This is a genomic window from Exiguobacterium sp. UBA3968 (assembly GCF_002385115.1).
Taxonomy (GTDB): Bacteria; Bacillota; Bacilli; order Exiguobacteriales; family Exiguobacteriaceae; genus Exiguobacterium_A.
This window is the reverse complement of the sequence record NZ_DGCW01000005.1, coordinates 1,825,724-1,843,316: the sequence shown is the minus strand read 5'-3', so window position 1 is coordinate 1,843,316 and position 17,593 is coordinate 1,825,724. Positions and strand designations below refer to the sequence as shown.

Below are 17,593 nucleotides of genomic sequence, written 5' to 3'. Positions count from 1 at the left end.
GGTGAGTTTCCAGTCCGGAAAGTCACCTTTTTTCATTCGATAAATAGAGAACGTGAATGTTCACCCTCTACTCCTACAGGAAAAGAAAGCACGATTTTCGCTTTCGTCAGGGCTAGATAAGACCCGACAGACCGCATGAAATGCGAGGTGGCGCGGCTTATCACCCGCCTGTGGAAAGCGGGGATGACAGAAACGTTCGTTGTAAGCGTGAACTTTAGATTGATGAAAATAATTATTAAACGCGATCGAGTACGAGGTCGTCTGCTTGTTCGAGATACGCTTTGACCGGTGCGACCGCTGCTTCAACCGTACCTGGTGCAAACGGAGACTTTAATCCAGCGCGCTCGACGAGCGTGAGGAAGCTTTCCGATCCACCGGCACGACAGAGATCGAGATATGATGTCCAAGCCGCTTCCCGGTCCTGTTCCATCCAAGCATAGAACTGGAAGGCACAGACTTGAGCGAGCGTGTAATCGATGTAGTAGAAGGGACTTCCGAAGACGTGCCCTTGCTGATGCCACCAGGCACCTGAATCGAGATAATCATTCGCTTCGTAATCACGATGCGGCAAATATTTCTTCTCGATCGTCCGCCATGCTTCGCGACGCTCAGCTGGTGTCAATTCCGGTTGGTTGTAGATGACGTGCTGGAACTCATCAATCGCAACGCCGTATGGAAGGAACGTGACGCTTCCTGCGAGGTGATTGAATTTGTATTTCGCCGTCTCTTCACCGAAGAATTCTTCCATCCATGGATAAGCAAAGAACTCCATCGACATGGAGTGAATCTCGCACGCTTCATACGTCGGGAAGGCACTCTCTGGAGCAGTCAGGTGACGGCTCTCATAGACTTGGAACGCATGTCCGACTTCGTGTGTCAGGACATCGATGTCGCCTGCCGTTCCATTGAAGTTCGAGAAGATGAACGGGAGTTTTTCGTCTGCGATGTAGGTACAATACCCACCGCCCGCTTTTCCAGGCTTCGCCGTTAAATCGAGTGCTTCCCGGTCGAGCATGTAGTTGAAGAACTCGTTCGTCTCCGGTGACATCTCCGCATACATCTTTTTGCCGCCTTCGATGATGAATGACTCTTCGCCTTTAGGTGTCGCGTTCCCAGACTTGAAGGCGAATCCTTCATCGTAGTAGTACAAGTGATCGACACCGATGCGTCGTTGCTGGCGTTCTTTAAGTTGTGTCGCGAGCGGGACGATCGTTTCAAGGATCTGTTCGCGATATTGTTCAACCATCGATTGATTGTAATCGACGCGAAGCATCCGTGCGTATCCGAGTTCGACGAACGATGGGAAACCGAGTGTCTTCGCGATGTCTGTCCGGATACGAACGAGTTTATCGTAAATTGTATCGATCGTTTCCCCTTGCTCTTTTAAGTAGCCATAGCGGGCTTCTGAAGCGGCTTTACGAACAGCCCGGTCTGGTGATTGGAGGTAAGGACCGAACTGCGATAAGTTAAGCGTCTTCCCGTCAAACTCGATTTGAGCAGAAGACATCAGTTTCGTATATTCGCTTGAGAGACGGTTCTCTTCTTGGAGCTTTGGAATGATCTCTTCCGAAAACGTCTTTAAGCTCGCTTCCGCGATTAGGAATAACTGTTTGCCTTGCGTCCGTTCGAGTTCATTGCGAAGCGGATGCGTCGTCAACGCTTGATAATAGCTTGAGACATATCCCTGATAGATTGCGCTTGCTTCATCAAAGAACCCTTGTTCCGTCTCATAGAACGTATCGCGTGTATCAATCGTATGACGGATTTCGACGAGCTGGCTTGCCGTTTCAAATTGATTTCTGAGGGTATTAATCTCAGTGATGGCTGCGTTTGCTTCATCTACCTGTGTGGCTTCCGTTAGTCGAGCGATTGCTTGATTCATCGATGTTTCAAGTAAAGCAAGATCAGGACGGACATATGTAATTTCTGAAAATGGCAACATGTAAGCGCCTCCTTTTGATTTCTAACTATTATCACACAAAAATACTTGCAAAACCAGAGGGACAAACGTATGCTTTTTGTGAGAACGTGAGCGAGCTGTCTAACAGCTTACTCCTATAAAAAATCGAAACTTCCATTCGGAAGAAAAACGATCGAGAAAGTAGAGGGATAGTATCATGGGATTCTTAAAAAAATTGTTTGGTGGTAACGACGCAGGAAACACGAAAATCGCTTCTGCACTTACAGGTAAAATCGTCAACATCGAGAACGTACCCGATCAAGTTTTCTCTCAAAAAATGATGGGCGACGGTGTCGCGATCGAGCCAACAGAAGGTAAAGTCGTCTCGCCGATCAACGCAACGGTTGAAACGATTTTCCCAACAAAACACGCAATCGGTCTAAAAGGTGAAGATGGTCTTGAACTCTTGATCCACGTTGGTCTTGATACGGTTAACCTCAAAGGCGAAGGCTTCACGGCTCACGTCCAGTCAGGTGACAAAGTCAAAGCAGGAGACGTCCTCGTCGAGTTCGATCTCGAGTACATCCGTGCGAACGCACCATCGACGATCACACCGATCATCGTGACAAATCACGATCAATTCACGCTTTCAGCTGTACCAGCTGAAGGAACTTCTGTTGTCGCAGGCGACACAGAGCTCTTCAAAGCAACACATAAATAAGATACGACACGCCTCCATCCCTTACGGATGGGGGCTTTTTTGATGTCTCATCCCTTGTCTTACCGTTTTGTAAGAGAAGTGAAAGTAAAGTCCATTTTGAGAAAAGCATGGAAGGACTAGACTGAGTGTAACGAATCAAACACAGGAGGCATTACAGATGAAAGCAATCTTACGAGCAGAACAGATCACAAAAACCTATCAAACGAAAACGGCACGCCACGAAGCACTACGTCCGACGACGCTCAGTGTCCATGAAGGGGAATTCGTCAGTATCATGGGACCGTCCGGTGCCGGGAAATCGACGTTGCTTAATCTGCTGTCGACAATCGATCAGCCGACGGACGGATCGATTTTAATCAATGGAGCAGACGTGACGGCGATGAAGGAAAAACAATTGGCTCGCTTTCGCCGGAAACAACTTGGCTTCATCTTCCAGGATTTCAATCTCCTCGATACAATGACGGTCCGGGAAAACATTGCCTTACCACTCTCACTCGCGAACGTCGATAAAAAGATGATCTTAGAGCGTGTCGATCGTGTGGCGCATCAACTCGGTATCCAGGAACTACTCGATAAACGTCCGGTCGAACTATCGGGAGGACAAAAACAACGGACGGCTGCCGCCCGTGCAATCATTCATGATCCGTCACTCATCTTAGCGGATGAACCGACCGGTGCGCTTGATTCAAAGTCAGCGACAGGATTGCTTGAAGCGATGCAGTCACTAAACGACGAAGGCGCGACGATCTTAATGGTGACACACGACCCGATGACGGCGTCTTATGCAGAACGAATTCTGTTCGTCAAGGATGGAGAGCTGTTCAAGGAAGTCCATCGCTTCGGTTCACAGAAGGATTTTTTCGAGCAGATCATGGAAGTCCAACGCGAACTCGGAGGTGCCGTCCGTGAGTTTGTCTAAACTGGCGTTTCAAAATCTAAAAAACATCCGTCAAAACGTGATGTACCTCGGTGCGGTCACGTTCGCGATTCTCATTTACTACACGTTCCTCGCGATTCGATCAAACGAAGCGATGCTTCAGGCGAATGAATTGTACGGAAAATTAGGAACGGTCTTTACTGGAGCGAGTGTTATTCTAGCGCTTTTCTCTGCTATCTTCATCTGGTATTCAAGTGACTTCTTCTTACGCCGCCGTAAGAAGGAAATCGGTCTCTACGCGTTGCTCGGTTTAGAGCGGGGACAGATCGCCCGACTGATCTTCCTTGAGACGATGGGGTATGGAGTGATTGGCCTGATCCTCGGGATTGCGATCGGAACAGTCGCATCGAAATATTTCGTACAGTTGCTGGCTTCCGTCATGGCGATGCAAGTCGATGCGACCTTTACGATCAGCGGAGCTTCCGTCGTGCAGACGATCGGCGTCTTCCTTTTGATTTTCCTGATCATTGCCTTACGTTCAGCCCGGACGATCTATCGTTTTACATTGATTGAATTGTTCAAGGCAGAGCAACAAGCGGAATCCCTTCCGAAAGTCCATCCAATCCTAGCCGTGCTTTCGGTCGTTTTGATTGGTATCGGTTACTATTTGACGGGACAACCGTTAATGGATCACTTTACGATTGTCGCACCTCTCTTGATGCTGTGTGTGATCCTCGGGACATTTGGAACGATGAGTTACTTCACGATCTTCTTATTACGCCTCTTAAGTAATCAAGCGCGACATTTCAAAGGAACGAATTTGATTCTGCACGGACAATTGCTGTCACGAATCAAATCGAACGCTGTCATGCTGTCGACGATCACGGTCATTACTGCCGTGACATTGACGACAGTCGGTACAGCGACATCGATCTATTACTTCATCGATCAGACTGTCGAGGAGCAAGTCCCGTACAGTCTGTCGATTGCGAGTAAACAAGCGGAAGCGGAACAGCTGATTGCCAAGTCCGACCAGAAGATCGACAGCCGGACGATGGTCAACGTCAAGAACGTCGATCACAAGATGACTGAGCTTCCGAACCCTCTGACGTTTACACGCTATTATCAAACCTATGCTTACGAAGATCAGCCAGGGCAATTTAGTTACGTCAATTACTCGGATTACGTGAAGCTTGCGAAAGCAAACGGTCAAACGGTCATCAAAGAACCGAAACGAGGCGAAGCGATCGTCCTTGAAACATTTAAAGGAAACGATTTGTTGAAGATGAAAGTCAAATCGCCGGTCGGTGTCAAAATCAAGGATGTCCATGAGTCCTTTCGCATCACCGCTGCGACGAATTTACCGATCGCTCAACTTTATGAGAAACAACGGCTTGCCTTCGTCGTAAACGACGATGCGTTTGCAAAGATGCCGGAAAAAGGTTTTACGCTGACGAATTATCAGTTTTCGGATGAACGTCATGACGATGGACTGATAAAGCAATTAACGCAACTGTATGGAAAACAAGCGGATACAGAAATGGCAGCGTACTATCCGGTCTATACGATGACGACGGCAACGACCGGCTTACTCGCGTTTGCTGCCGGCTTCCTCGGTCTCGTCTTCTTGCTTGCGACAGGTTCAATCATCTACTTTAAGATGCTCGCGGAAGCAGAAGAATCGAAACAACGGTTTGCGATCATTCAAAAGATTGGTGTCGATGAAAAGGAACAAACGGGTATCATCCGTCGCCTGGTCGGATTCGTCTTCTCTTTACCGTATGTCCTCGGACTCGTTCATAGTCTAGTTGCGATGCAAGTCCTGCAGAAACTGTTGAACTACAATATCGTCCGTCCGACATTACTTGCGATTGTTTGCTATACGATCGTCTATCTGATCTACTATATCGTCACGGTTCGTGCTTACCGCCGCATCGTGACGGGATGAACTAAATACGGATACACAGAACTGGAAACGGAATAATCGTTTCCAGTCCTTTTTGAGTTCGTTATGATAGAAACAGAAGGAGTTGACGTGAACGATGCATACGATTTTATTAGTCGAAGATGATGTGAAAATCGCGACATTATTAAAGGAACTACTCGAACGTTATGATTTTAAGGTCGTCGTCGAGGATGGACGAGGGGATGTCATCGCGACCTACGAGGAAACGAATCCTGATGTCATTTTATTAGACGTTAATTTACCGAAGTTCGACGGTTTCTATTGGTGTCGGCAATTACGGATGAAGACACGGGCACCGATTCTCTTTATCTCGGCACGTGTCGGCGAGATGGATCAAGTCATGGCACTCGAATATGGTGCTGATGACTATATCGTCAAACCGTTCCAAGGAGCGGTCGTCATCGCGAAGATTAAAAGTCAGATTCGCCGGGCGTATGGCACGTTGTCGAACGAGGCGGATGAGCGGACGGTGACGAAAGAGGGTGTCACACTGTACTTAGACCGTTATATCGTCGAGTACGGGGAACAGTCGATCGAGCTGTCGAAAAAAGAAGGGCTGATCCTTGAGATGCTGCTGACGGCAAGTCCACGAATCGTTAGTCGGGGTGACTTACTCGAACGGATTTGGGATGACGAAGCGTTTGTCGATGAGAATACATTGAATGTAAATATCACCCGTGTCCGTAAACGACTTGCAGAAATCGGAGTTGCTGGTCTAGAGACGGTTCGAGGTGTCGGCTATAAACTGGTTCTTGAGCCATGAAGCTTTTTTTACGGCACGTGATACCGGGTACCATCTTCTTTACCGGACAGATGCTCATTTTATACGCTATTTTATGGCTCTACGACCTCTATCGTCCGGCAGCATTTTTTTACATCGTCCTCTTGAACAGCATCGGTCTCTTGATTTATCTCAGCTATCGTTTCTTCAGCATGCTTCCGCTGTTACGACGGATGCAACAACCGGTCCAGTCAGTCGCAGAACCGATTCGTAGTGATAGCGAAGAACCGATTTCCGTTGCCGTCGAACAATTTTTAGAGCGGCAACAGACATTGTTTCGCAATAGCCTGTTTGCTGAGCGACGAAAAGAAAAAGAACGACATCGGTATGTCGATCAATGGATTCATCAGATGAAGACACCATTATCTGTCATCGAACTGATCCTCGAACATCCAGGGGAACACTATCAAGCGGATTTACGTCAAGAGGTTGATCGGTTACGCAGTGGACTCGATCAGATGCTCTATTCGTCACGTTTAGAAGCAATCGAGACAGACTTGAAGGCGGAACGACTGGTATTGAAGCCGCTCGTGACGAGCATCATCAATCAAGAAAAACGATTGTTCGTCAAAAACCAGGTCTACCCGAAACTCGACATCGCCGAGGACGTGTATGTCTATACGGATGCGAAGTGGTTTCGTTTCCTCGTCTTACAGCTCGTGACGAACGCGATCAAGTATACAACGGGGCATGGTCGAGAAGTCGTTCTGACGGCAGAGGTGACAAAGGGGCAGGTCGTCTTGTCGATTCAAGACGATGGTGTCGGAATTCCGAAACGAGATGTGCCGCGTGTCTTTAATGCGTTCTTCACGGGTGAGAATGGGCGCCGCTACGGGGAATCGACCGGGATGGGCTTGTATTTCGTCCAACAAGTTTGCTTGAAGCTCGGGCACGAGATCGAACTCGAGAGTGAAGAAGGTGTCGGCACGACATGCCGGATTCGATTAGTAGGAGGTCGTGCACATGATTGAAGTCAAACAATTGGGGAAGGTCTATCCCGGAAAGGTGACGGAGCAACCGTTGACCGATTTGAACTTTCGGGTGGAGGAAGGTGAGATGGTTGCCGTCATGGGACCGTCCGGTAGCGGCAAATCGACACTGATCAACTTGCTTGCGACACTTGACGAACCGAGCTGGGGATCGATTCTGATCGATGGCGTCGATACAGCAACGTTCAAGCGAAAAGAGATGACACGTTTTCGGCGCGAGACGCTCGGGATCATCTTTCAGGAATTCAATCTACTCGACTCGTTGACACTCGGTGAAAACATGCTCGTTCCGTTGATGCTGTCGGGGAAAAAGGCGAAGCTTGCGCGGGAAGAGATGGAAGAGTTGGCACGTCGTCTACAGATTGACGATCTGCTCGATAAACAGGTCGATGAGGTAAGTGGCGGACAACGACAACGAACGGCAATCGGTCGTGCCTTGATCCATACCCCGCGTCTGATACTCGCGGATGAACCAACCGGAGCACTCGATTTTCAATCGACGAAACATGTCATGGACGTCCTAGCCGAGTTGAATGCGACCGGGATGACGATGGTCATCGTGACGCATGATCCGCAAGTCGCGTCGTACTGTAATCATGTCTTGTTTCTCAAAGACGGTAGCATTCAGACGGAATTATTCCGTGATGAGCCACGACGTATCTTTTTCCAACGGGTCATCGAATCATTATCGTTATTAGGAGGGGATGAGCATCAATTATCTGCAATACGCCCTACGTAACATCCGCCGCTATCAGCGGTTGTACTACGGTTACGCCTTGACAATTATTATCGCGATGACAATCGTGACGAGTTATTGGAACTTGTTGACGAATAGATCGTTCCAAAATGTCGCCAAGGTATTGAGTCAATTGAACCAGGTCATCGAGCTGACGATTTTCTTCGTCTTCACCGCGGAGCTGATCATCTTACTCTTTAGTGTCCTGTTCATTTATTCGACGACATACACGATGCTTGAGCACCGTAAGAATGATTTGCGGACGATGCGAACACTCGGCAGTGGACTATCGCATTTCTTAAAATATTTTTTGATTGAGGTCTTGATCGTCGGTGGATTTGCGATTACGGCAGGACTAGTGCTTGGAAACGTCTTGACGAAGATGTTATTACTCTCTGTCGTTAAGGTCATGTTCTTGCCACCGATTGAATTCGAGTTATCATTTTATGCAATCCTCGCCTTGATTGGTGGTGCCCTCATCGTCTTACTAACGGCAACCGTTCTCGCGATCTATCGCTTTCGTCCCGACCGACCGGTTCGATTACGGTCTCCGTTTCGACGACGGATCTGGATTCTGATACAAGTCATTGCTTTGTTGACTCTGATTTACGGGTATACGCTCGCATTCATTCGGATGTACGAATTTTACATCGTATTTCCCCTCGTCATCTTCATCGGATCGTTCTTCATTTGCCGGTATGTCTTACCGTGGTTGACCCAATTATACCGTCCTCGTCGTCTGTCGCTTCGGAAGCTGATCGTCTCGGAAATCGCCAATCAACTCCGGACGAATAGTACGTTGATTGCTCTTGGAACGATTTTGACGTCGTGTGCGCTGACAGCAGTCGGTCTCGTTTTCTTATTTCAATTGGTCGGACTCGATTTATCGTCACAAAACCAATTCGGTCTCGTCTATTATGAAGAGTCCGCTCAGCCGACGAAACGATTGAAGGATATCAAGCAGACGATGACCAAGGCGTTCCCGGATCGCTACCAGCAGGATATTCAAGTGAAGGCAGATGGAACACGGGTGCTCTTGCCGATTTCAGCGTACAACAAGATGATGCGTCAACTGCATTTTCAGGAGCGGACAGCGACCGGTCGACAGAGTTTCTTCGTACCGGCACGTCCAGTACAACTTGAAGAGAACACGCCGACGATGAAAAAAGCGAAACAGGCGATGGAAAAAGCCGACTTTGAATTGCTTCCCGCTGCTTCCCATGATTTAGTCTTCGGTTACAACTACCGGATTGAAACGATGTTCGTCGTCAGTGATGCCGTCTTTCAAACACTGAAGCAACCTGTCCGTCAAATCGTCGTCTTTGATACGCCAGCCTATCATGATTACGGAACAAAGGACTGGGAACAGTGGATGAAGATTGTCCGCAACATCCAGTCTGCAGCAAAGCTAGATGGAAAACAGTCGGTTCCTTATCAGTTGATCAATGAGACGGAGGATGAGATCGACGGCATCCGGATCGTGCGCCTCGTCACGTTCGTCGTCATCCTCCTGACGATCTGGTTGTTCGTCATCAATGCAAGTTTCCTGCATGTGTGGATGCAGATGACAGCGGAACAAGAACAAAAACGAATGAAGACATTGTTTGCGTTAGGGTTCGGTTCCGGGAATATCCGCCGTTACTTGCTCATGAAGTATGGTGCGGTCTTACTCATTCCGTACCTGATCTCGGTTTTTCATGCTTTCTTATTGTTCCAAGTCGTCGTGACCCGAGCCGGACTACAGGTCGGATCATTCCTCAACTTAGCCGCATTTTGGATCAGTATCGTCACGATCGGATACTTTTTAAGTGTCTTACCGATTTGGTTACGCTACCCACGCCATCTGTTCCGGAATTCATCCAAAAGTTCGATGTATCCGACACCGGATTCAAGGGTATGATGATACCATAGGAACAAGGGAGGGAATCGTATGCTAGACCATTCACCATATCGGGGTTACGGTGACCGGATCCGTATCTTACGAGAGCGTGCCGGGATTACGATCGAACAATTGGCTGAACGCCTCGGTGTCGCACCGTATTTCATCCGTCGGACGGAACTCAGCGAAGTCTATCCAACTAAACCCTACATCGAAGCATTAGCGGACGTCTTGAACATCGATGCCAGTTATTTGGCACGGCATATCTGGACGGGAGAGTCGTTAAAGTTCATCATGCAACAGAACACACCGCTCGAAGAGATGAAGCTTGCTTATGAACAGACGCTCGGACAAGACGGAACGTGGGTCGAGGAACAGCTCGAGGAGCGAATGCGTCTATTTGATTTAATGTATGATGAGGATGTCAAACGGATCGAGCAGACGATGAGTGCCACTGAGCAACGGATCTTTCATGAGCTCGTCGAAGCCGTCATGGAAGCAGGAGAGTTGCAACGCGATCAAGCTGAAGAGACGTATGAGTTATTTGAGGATAAATTACCATCGATGATGCAACTGGATGAATACCTCGATCGTATGACGGACGGGATTTCTTTGTCCAGTTCGACTTATTATGCGGATTATAGCGACCGGAAAAGCCGCTCTCGTTATCACCGAAAATGAAAAAAAGTCGCTATCTTCTGATTGACGTTCAGAAGACAGCGACTTTTTTATTGACGTTGTGGCATCGGACGTGGACGACGCGTCTTTTGACGTGTCCGACCGATGATGAAACCGATGATCGCATTCGCAATGACGAGTACCCAACCGACATAGCCGAAATTGAGAGTTAAGCTACCGAGCATCGCTTGCCACTTGAAAATCATCATCACATCACCACGCAAGACGAATCGCGCGAGACAGACAAGTAAGACAGTCAATCCGGCGATGAAGACACCAACCCAGCTACCGTATAAACGGGAAGACTGGCGGCGCACCGCGACGAAGGACCAGCAAAAGAGGCTAGAGACGAACGCCATGCCTCCGTAGGCAATGACGAGTTCCCATGTCGCACTCGCTTGCGGGAATTTCGTGAACATGACAAGTGACGAGACCATGGCAGCAGCTGTGAAAAGGATCGCTGCCCAAAAACGAGACCGCATAACGTAGTTCCTCCTAAAGGCTTTTTCTCACCTAACGATAGCGGAAACGATTCGTCTTGTAAACTGTTACCGGCGTCCGCTTAAGATCCGGCGTAATTGTTTAAGCGGATTCGATCCGTAGAACAGAACACCACCACGGTAGAATTTCGTTCCGACAAATAAGGCGAGCGAAATGCTGATCAGCATTAAAATGAGAGAAATCGAAACTTGCCATAGCGGTACATCGGTCAACATGACACGCAAGAACATGACCATCGGTGTAAAGAACGGAACGAATGACAAGACGACGACGGCTTGATTCGTTGGTGCGTTCAGACTGAACATCGAAATCATGAAGGCAGCAACGATTAACAAGATGACCGGTAACGTCACTTGCTGCGCATCCTCGACCCGGCTGACGAGCGAACCGAGTGCTGCAAGTAACGTGGCATACAGGAAGTATCCGAGCAAGAAGAAGACGAACAGATAAATGATTGTTCGGGCACTTAAGGAGTCGAGTGATAACTGATTGAATAAACTACTGCTTTGAGCACTGTAGTAGCCGACACCGACGAGAATCGACAATTGTACGAGACTGACGGTAGCGATTGCAAGAATCTTCGCGAGCATGTGCTGGATCGGACTCGCTGCAGAGATCAGCAACTCCATGACCCGTGATGATTTTTCATTCGCGATTTCCGTGACGATCATTCCACCGTAGATCGCGATCGTGAAGTACATCAAAAACAACAATACATAGACGAGCGCGGAGGCAGCAAAGAGTTCGTCTTCACTTTTTCCACCTGTCGACGTCAACTCTTGTTTGACGGGAACGGGTTTAGCGAGTGACGCAAGAACGTTCGGGTCAATCTTCGCATCCGTGATGACCGCTTGATCACGGACTTGTTTGACGACCGTCGCGACTTGTGTCTGTAACTCGGATTCAGGACTAGCACTAACGAGCGTCACGTCATAAGAGTCTTGGACAATCGCTACGATGTCAAACGTGCCTCGATCGACCGCTTTACGTGCTTCTGCGACCGTATACTCCTTCGGTGTGATGTCTGAGGTGACACCAGCCTTTTTCAAGGCAGGGCGAAGGTCTGTCGATAATTCACTGACGAGGGCGACTTTCGGATCGTCACCCGAGAACCAGTCGAGAATCCGTTCGATATTGCCGAAGCCGACGAGAAACAGGACCATCAGAACAGTTGAGATCAAAAAGCTTTTGGCACGTAGTTTCTGTAATAGATTGAAGCGATATAAAGTCAGGAATTTACGGTTCATAACGTTTTCCGACCTCCTCGATGAAGATATCCTGCAAGGATAATTGATCCCAGACGAAACGATCAACATGGTGTCCTTCACTGACGATATGTTGGAGAAGTTGGTCAGCGGTTTCTTTTGAAGAAACTTGGACGACATGTCCATTATTGTCCGACTCAACTTGAAGGACACCCGGTAAGCTATCCCATAGGAGTGGTGGGGCATCCGTCGTCAAGAGGACACGGGTCTTCCCATAGCTCGCCTTGATATCAGGAAGATAACCAGCGACGACGGGCTTACCATGATCGAGAATCGCAACATGCTCGCAGAGTTCTTCAACATGATCCATTCGGTGACTCGAGAAGACGATCGTCGTTCCATCGACGGTCAATTTTTTAACGGCACGTTTTAATTGTTCCGCATTGACTGGATCGAGTCCGCTAAATGGTTCATCTAAAATCAGCAGTTCAGGTTTATGTAGGACGGCGGAGATCAACTGGATTTTTTGTTGGTTTCCTTTTGAGAGTTGTTCGACACGCATTTTTTCATATTGAGGAATTTGGAAATACTCGAGCCATTCGGTCAGTGCTCGTTTTGCATCCTTCCGTTTCATATCGCGGAGTTCAGCAAGAAATAAGAGTTGTTCGTCGACTCGGACTTTCGGATACAATCCGCGTTCTTCCGGAAGATATCCAATCTTTGAAGTCGGAATGCGTTCTCCGTTCCATGTGATCGAACCTTCGGTCGGTTGGAGTAGACCGAGTAGCATCCGGAACGTCGTTGTCTTACCGGCACCGTTTGCACCAAGCAAACCAAAGATTTGTCCGCGTGGCACTTCGATCGTCAACGCATCAACGGCAGTGAAATCGCCGAAACGCTTCGTGATGTGTTTGATTTCTAACATAAGTACCTCCTTATAAAGATGTCTGTTGCACGACAAGTGTACCATTGTTACATAGTGTCCTACGGTCAAAATTGGGTAAAGGTTCCAGGGAAAATGGAAACAAGTCTAATTAGTTTACTTTTTGTTCATTAGTTACTATTATTGTGTTAACAGTAACGATTGAAGGAGGGACCTATTCTATGAAAACGCAAGGTATCCATCACATCTCAGCAATGGTCGGCGATCCTCAAGAAAATCTTGATTTTTACGGAACGATTCTCGGACTACGGTTCGTCAAAAAAACGGTCAACTTCGATGATCCAGGGACGTACCATTTTTACTTTGGAAACGAGTCTGGTGCACCCGGAACGATCATCACGTTCTTCCCATTTAAAGGCATGGCGAGAGGACAGGTCGGTGCCGGACAGGTCGGAACGACAGCTTATGCGATTCCGGTCGGTGCATCGGATTTCTGGAAAGCACGGCTGACGCAAAAAAACGTCTCGTTTGAAGAAACAGTTCGTTTCGGAGAGCAACAGATCGCGTTCGAAGATCCACATGGTCTTCAAATCGAGCTCGTCGAACGCAAGGCGGGACGAGACAGTCGCTATGAAATCGACGGTGTCACGCGTGACGTCGCCATCAAAGGATTTGCGGGAGCGACATTACTGTCGCGAGATCCATCAGACACAGCCAAATTACTGACCGATACATTGGGGCTCACCCTCAGTAAACGGACGGAGACCGTTGACCGGTACATTGCGGAAGGGGAGTTTGGAGATGTCATTGATGTCGTCCATGGTCAGATGCCGGTTGGTCGTCCGGGTACGGGAACCGTTCACCACATCGCCTGGCGCGCAACCGATCAAGAGGAACAACTCGACTGGATGAAGGCGATCAACGCGTTCGGTTTGCAGACGACTGAAGTAAAAGATCGCAATTACTTTACGTCGATCTATTTCCATGACCGTGGACGCATCCTCCATGAAATCGCAACTGACAATCCAGGGTTCGCGATCGATGAAGACTTCGAGATGCTTGGAGAAGGCTTGAAGTTGCCGGAACAATTTGAAGCGCATCGCACCGCAATCACGAATCACGTAACACCTATTACAGTACCGAAGGGGAGACTCATATGATTCATTTATATCAAGCGCCAAAAACAATGGATGCACCGATCTTTTTACTCTTACACGGCACAGGCGGAACGGAACAAGACCTCGTCGGACTCGTCTCGCTGCTTGATCCGGAAGCCGGTTACTTGTCTGTCCGTGGAGAAGTCTCGGAAAACGGGATGCCACGTTTCTTCAAACGGCTCGCAGAAGGCGTCTTCGATGAAGAAGATCTCGCTTTACGGACAGCACGATTGATTCAATTTTTACAGGAACAAGCAGCGGAACGTGACTTCGCACTCGATCGCCTGATTCCGGTCGGTTATTCGAACGGGGCCAACATCGCAGCGAACATGTTGTTTGAAGAAGCGCTATTTAAACAAGCCATCTTACTGCATCCGATGGTACCACGTCGCGGTGTGACGTTACCGGACTTATCAAACGTTCGTGTGTTCATCGGCGCCGGTAGTAATGATCCAATCTGTCCCGCTCAGGAAACAGAAGAGTTGTCAGCACTCTTGAAGGAGGCTGGTGCATCAGTCGATGTCACATGGTCGAACTACGGACACCAACTTGTCATGCCGACGATCGAAGCAGCAACCGATTGGTTAAAACACTAAAAAGGGACTGTCCCATCTGCTTCTCTTCTAGAAGGTAATGGGGCAGTCCTCTTTTCGCTTCAAGCGGGATGATCACTTTTTGGACGGGAGTAGACGATGAGCACGCCACGCTCGACAAGCTGAAGGGCAAGGATCTGTTTCACTTCTTCCGATGCCTTCGTCTGAGCGAGCTGCCGGTAAAGTAGGCGAAGTTCACGACGCATCGTCTTACGGATCAGCCACATGCTATCGATCGTCGTGCACCAACTGGTCACGGTCTCATGTCCGATATAATACTGGGTCTGACGTTCAAGATAATGAATCCACCACTCGTCACGCGCCATTTTTAGTACGATACCTGTGAGCCCAAGTACAAGGATCGCGAGGGGAATGCTTTCATATAAGGGAAGACGACCAAGAACGGTACCAACATTCGTGACGAGGGCAAGCATCACCCATCCTATGCATCCGATGACAAGCCAATATCCAAAGTTGAGAGTACTTCGATGTCGTAACGTCACTTTCGGCGTAAGCAATGAAGTGGCCATCAGAAACACCTCCTTGTTAAATAATCGAATTTTCTGACAATTTATAGTTGTCCTTCTACTATAGTTACTTTTTCCCGAATCGTCTAGTCATTAGACATGGAAAATGTGTTTCTTTCTTGACGAAATTCGTGTACGCTAAATGTAGAAGTGAGCGGTTACATAAAGGAGGATATGAAGAAATGATGGATCAGGTTATCTGGATCGCTGTCGGAATCGTTGCTGTTGCTGTTTTCTCAGCATCAAGCGTTGCAGCTTATATGGGTGTTAAAAACCAAGAAGACTAAGAATCGAAAAACGGCGCATCCCGATTGCCGGGATGCGCCGTTTTTTTAATGCGCCATCGCTTATTTGTTTGCTGTTATATTTGTTTGCAACGCATAAGGTTTTAAGGCATCACTCCAGCGCAGGTAACCCCCACCGACGAGGTGTAATCCATCATACGTCAAGCGATTCTGAAGATACCCTTGTTTGTTCGTCAAGACAGGTCTCAAGTCGACGAATGGGATTTTAAGCGATTGAGCGAGATTTTGTAAATTTCGGTTCAACGCTTCGACATCACGATTGATTCGGACAGAGTCCGAATATTTTGGAGCCACAGGAACGGTTGACTGGAGGACGACGTCGATGTTATTTTTTCGAAGTGTCGTCACGATCGTCGTCATGTTCTCGGTAATTTGTGGAATCGGCGTATAGTGACGGATGTCATTGATGCCACCCATCAAGAAGACGCGTTTTGGTTTCATCTCGAGAATCAGGTCGAGGCGAGTCAAAAAGCCTTCTGTCGTATCGCCAGGAATCCCGAAATTAATGATTGTCGGATCCTCCATCAAGATGCGCCAATCGGCAAAATTCGTCATCGAGTCACCTAACATGACAGCGTTCGCTGATTTTGGGTATTGATAAGTATGGAATAGACTATTCAAACGGACATAGTTCGGGTTCTTATCGTATTGGAATGTCGTGACTGGAGTCGTACTCTTTGCAGGTAAGACGCTTCCGAAGGTTTCGAGCGGTTTACGTCCCAGTAACAATGCAAGGAGAACGACGTTCAAGACGATGGATAGAATCAGGAGTGTCTTTTTCATAAACATTCGTTCCTTTCGAGGGAGTATAAGGGGTAGTGTAACATGAATCGGAATCCTTGGTTTGATAATATCAAAGGTTTTCTTGTCATTTTCGTCGTCATCGGTCACATGCTGACGGATTTACGATTTGATTATGACGGAAAGTTGCTCGAGACGGTCTATCTATTAATTTACTCGTTTCATATGCCATTATTCATTATCTTAAGCGGTTATTTCTTCCGCGAAAATAAATACTTACGCGTCATCCAATTATTTGCCGTCTATTGTGTCTGGCAAATTTTAATTGGTTCTTGGGCGACACTTGGAGAAGGACTACCACTGTTGTCCGGGGAAAATATCGGAACACATCTACTACGTCCGTATTGGGCACTTTGGTATCTGTTCGTTATGGTCGTCTGGTATATCGTAACGCCGTATGTCGTCCGCTTGCGAGGATATGTCTGGTTTGGTCTCGCGTTCGCTTTGTTATATGGGTTCGAGCTTGAGAACACGGGCTTCTTAGCACTTCGCAAGTTGATCATGTTCTATCCGTATTTCTTACTCGGGAACTATCTATCGGAGCACGAGTTCATCCGGATTTTCGAGATGCCGAAGAATTTCAAGCGGCGGATGAACGTCCGTTTGATTGGTGGTATCACGTTCGCAGCCGTCATGGGCTTCCTGTTATTCGAAGCATGGCGTGATACGCCGAAAGAGATCGTTGACTTTGCAAATGCGTTCAAGCATCGTTTCCCATATGTCGAACAATATGATAGTGACGCGTGGGTTGGTGTACTCAAGCATAGCGTCATCTACCTCTTATCGATTGCGGCTTCGCTCGGTTTCATGATGTTAATTCCAATGCGTCGTTTGCCGCTCATCACGCGAGCAGGGGAACTCAGTCTCTATGTCTACTTGCTTCACGTCTTCTTCGTCATGGCATGGCGCCAATACGTAACGGATGCGTTCGTTCCGCAAGCATGGCTTGCCTTACTGATCATGATTGGCGTCGCCTTACTAATCGTTGGCATCATCATACACCCGCTCGTCGTCCGTGTCCTCCGTCCTTTGATTGAGATCGATATTCGTCCGATCGTCGAGAAGCGGGAAGACCTTTCAAAATAAAGCGGAAT

The 17,593-nt window shown here is 48.0% G+C and carries 17 protein-coding genes; 11 read left to right on the top strand and 6 right to left on the bottom strand.

Going from position 1 to position 17,593, the window contains the following annotated elements; genetic code table 11:
- Positions 1-235 precede the first annotated feature (235 nt).
- Positions 236-1,939 (bottom strand): M3 family oligoendopeptidase, encoded by a 1,704-nt coding sequence (locus B3S86_RS11295; RefSeq protein ID WP_035410863.1) that lies wholly within the window; start codon positions 1,937-1,939, stop codon positions 236-238.
- A 178-nt stretch (positions 1,940-2,117) separates the two neighbouring features.
- Here B3S86_RS11295 and B3S86_RS11290 point away from each other — a divergent pair, with 178 nt between their 5' ends.
- The 8 genes from B3S86_RS11290 to B3S86_RS11255 all read left to right on the top strand — a co-directional run bounded on the left by B3S86_RS11290 (position 2,118) and on the right by B3S86_RS11255 (position 10,530).
- Positions 2,118-2,621 (top strand): PTS sugar transporter subunit IIA, encoded by a 504-nt coding sequence (locus B3S86_RS11290; protein ID WP_035410206.1) that lies wholly within the window; start codon positions 2,118-2,120, stop codon positions 2,619-2,621.
- A gap of 157 nt (positions 2,622-2,778) precedes the next feature.
- Entirely contained in the window at positions 2,779-3,540 is a 762-nt protein-coding gene (locus tag B3S86_RS11285; protein ID WP_290752559.1) for an ABC transporter ATP-binding protein, read from the top strand.
- Positions 3,527-5,446: an ABC transporter permease gene (locus B3S86_RS11280; RefSeq protein WP_290752556.1), complete on the top strand. Its 1,920-nt coding sequence runs from the start codon at positions 3,527-3,529 to the stop codon at positions 5,444-5,446. The genes B3S86_RS11285 and B3S86_RS11280 overlap by 14 nt, the downstream gene beginning before the upstream one ends.
- 94 nt (positions 5,447-5,540) lie before the next feature.
- On the top strand, positions 5,541-6,227 hold the full coding sequence (locus B3S86_RS11275; RefSeq protein ID WP_035410198.1) for a response regulator transcription factor: 687 nt from the start codon (positions 5,541-5,543) through the stop codon (positions 6,225-6,227).
- Positions 6,224-7,216 (top strand): sensor histidine kinase, encoded by a 993-nt coding sequence (locus B3S86_RS11270; protein ID WP_035410195.1) that lies wholly within the window; start codon positions 6,224-6,226, stop codon positions 7,214-7,216. The genes B3S86_RS11275 and B3S86_RS11270 overlap by 4 nt, the downstream gene beginning before the upstream one ends.
- On the top strand, positions 7,209-7,973 hold the full coding sequence (locus B3S86_RS11265; protein ID WP_035410192.1) for an ABC transporter ATP-binding protein: 765 nt from the start codon (positions 7,209-7,211) through the stop codon (positions 7,971-7,973). Before B3S86_RS11270 ends, B3S86_RS11265 begins: the two co-directional genes overlap by 8 nt.
- Complete coding sequence (locus tag B3S86_RS11260; protein ID WP_290752548.1) at positions 7,939-9,870, top strand: FtsX-like permease family protein; 1,932 nt, start codon at positions 7,939-7,941, stop codon at positions 9,868-9,870. Before B3S86_RS11265 ends, B3S86_RS11260 begins: the two co-directional genes overlap by 35 nt.
- Positions 9,871-9,900: 30 nt before the next feature.
- Positions 9,901-10,530: a helix-turn-helix domain-containing protein gene (locus tag B3S86_RS11255; protein ID WP_035410187.1), complete on the top strand. Its 630-nt coding sequence runs from the start codon at positions 9,901-9,903 to the stop codon at positions 10,528-10,530.
- 47 nt (positions 10,531-10,577) lie between these two features.
- On the opposite strand, the gene B3S86_RS11250 is transcribed toward B3S86_RS11255, so the two are convergent.
- From B3S86_RS11250 to B3S86_RS11240, 3 genes are all read right to left on the bottom strand, one after another.
- Positions 10,578-11,009 (bottom strand): hypothetical protein, encoded by a 432-nt coding sequence (locus B3S86_RS11250; RefSeq protein ID WP_035410184.1) that lies wholly within the window; start codon positions 11,007-11,009, stop codon positions 10,578-10,580.
- Between the two features lie 66 nt (positions 11,010-11,075).
- A complete protein-coding gene (locus B3S86_RS11245) occupies positions 11,076-12,275 on the bottom strand; it encodes an ABC transporter permease (RefSeq protein ID WP_290752541.1) in 1,200 nt (399 codons plus the stop codon).
- Positions 12,265-13,158, bottom strand: a complete 894-nt coding sequence (locus tag B3S86_RS11240; RefSeq protein WP_035410178.1) for an ABC transporter ATP-binding protein — start codon at positions 13,156-13,158, stop codon at positions 12,265-12,267. Before B3S86_RS11240 ends, B3S86_RS11245 begins: the two co-directional genes overlap by 11 nt.
- Before the next feature lie 179 nt (positions 13,159-13,337).
- Between B3S86_RS11240 and B3S86_RS11235 the strand changes: the two genes are divergently transcribed.
- The gene (locus B3S86_RS11235; RefSeq protein WP_290752538.1) at positions 13,338-14,276 is read left to right on the top strand and encodes a VOC family protein; all 939 of its coding nucleotides are present in this window, start codon (positions 13,338-13,340) and stop codon (positions 14,274-14,276) included.
- A complete protein-coding gene (locus tag B3S86_RS11230; protein WP_290752535.1) occupies positions 14,273-14,869 on the top strand; it encodes an alpha/beta hydrolase in 597 nt (198 codons plus the stop codon). Before B3S86_RS11235 ends, B3S86_RS11230 begins: the two co-directional genes overlap by 4 nt.
- A 59-nt stretch (positions 14,870-14,928) precedes the next feature.
- On the opposite strand, the gene B3S86_RS11225 is transcribed toward B3S86_RS11230, so the two are convergent.
- Both B3S86_RS11225 and B3S86_RS11220 read right to left on the bottom strand, forming a co-directional pair.
- Positions 14,929-15,396 (bottom strand): hypothetical protein, encoded by a 468-nt coding sequence (locus B3S86_RS11225; protein ID WP_035410169.1) that lies wholly within the window; start codon positions 15,394-15,396, stop codon positions 14,929-14,931.
- Positions 15,397-15,740: 344 nt separating this feature from the next.
- Positions 15,741-16,481 carry an SGNH/GDSL hydrolase family protein gene (locus tag B3S86_RS11220; RefSeq protein ID WP_214852417.1) on the bottom strand — a complete coding sequence of 247 codons (741 nt, stop codon included), beginning with the start codon at positions 16,479-16,481 and terminating at the stop codon, positions 15,741-15,743.
- 42 nt (positions 16,482-16,523) lie between these two features.
- Here B3S86_RS11220 and B3S86_RS11215 point away from each other — a divergent pair, with 42 nt between their 5' ends.
- Complete coding sequence (locus tag B3S86_RS11215; protein ID WP_035410164.1) at positions 16,524-17,585, top strand: acyltransferase family protein; 1,062 nt, start codon at positions 16,524-16,526, stop codon at positions 17,583-17,585.
- The last annotated feature ends 8 nt before the right edge of the window (positions 17,586-17,593 follow it).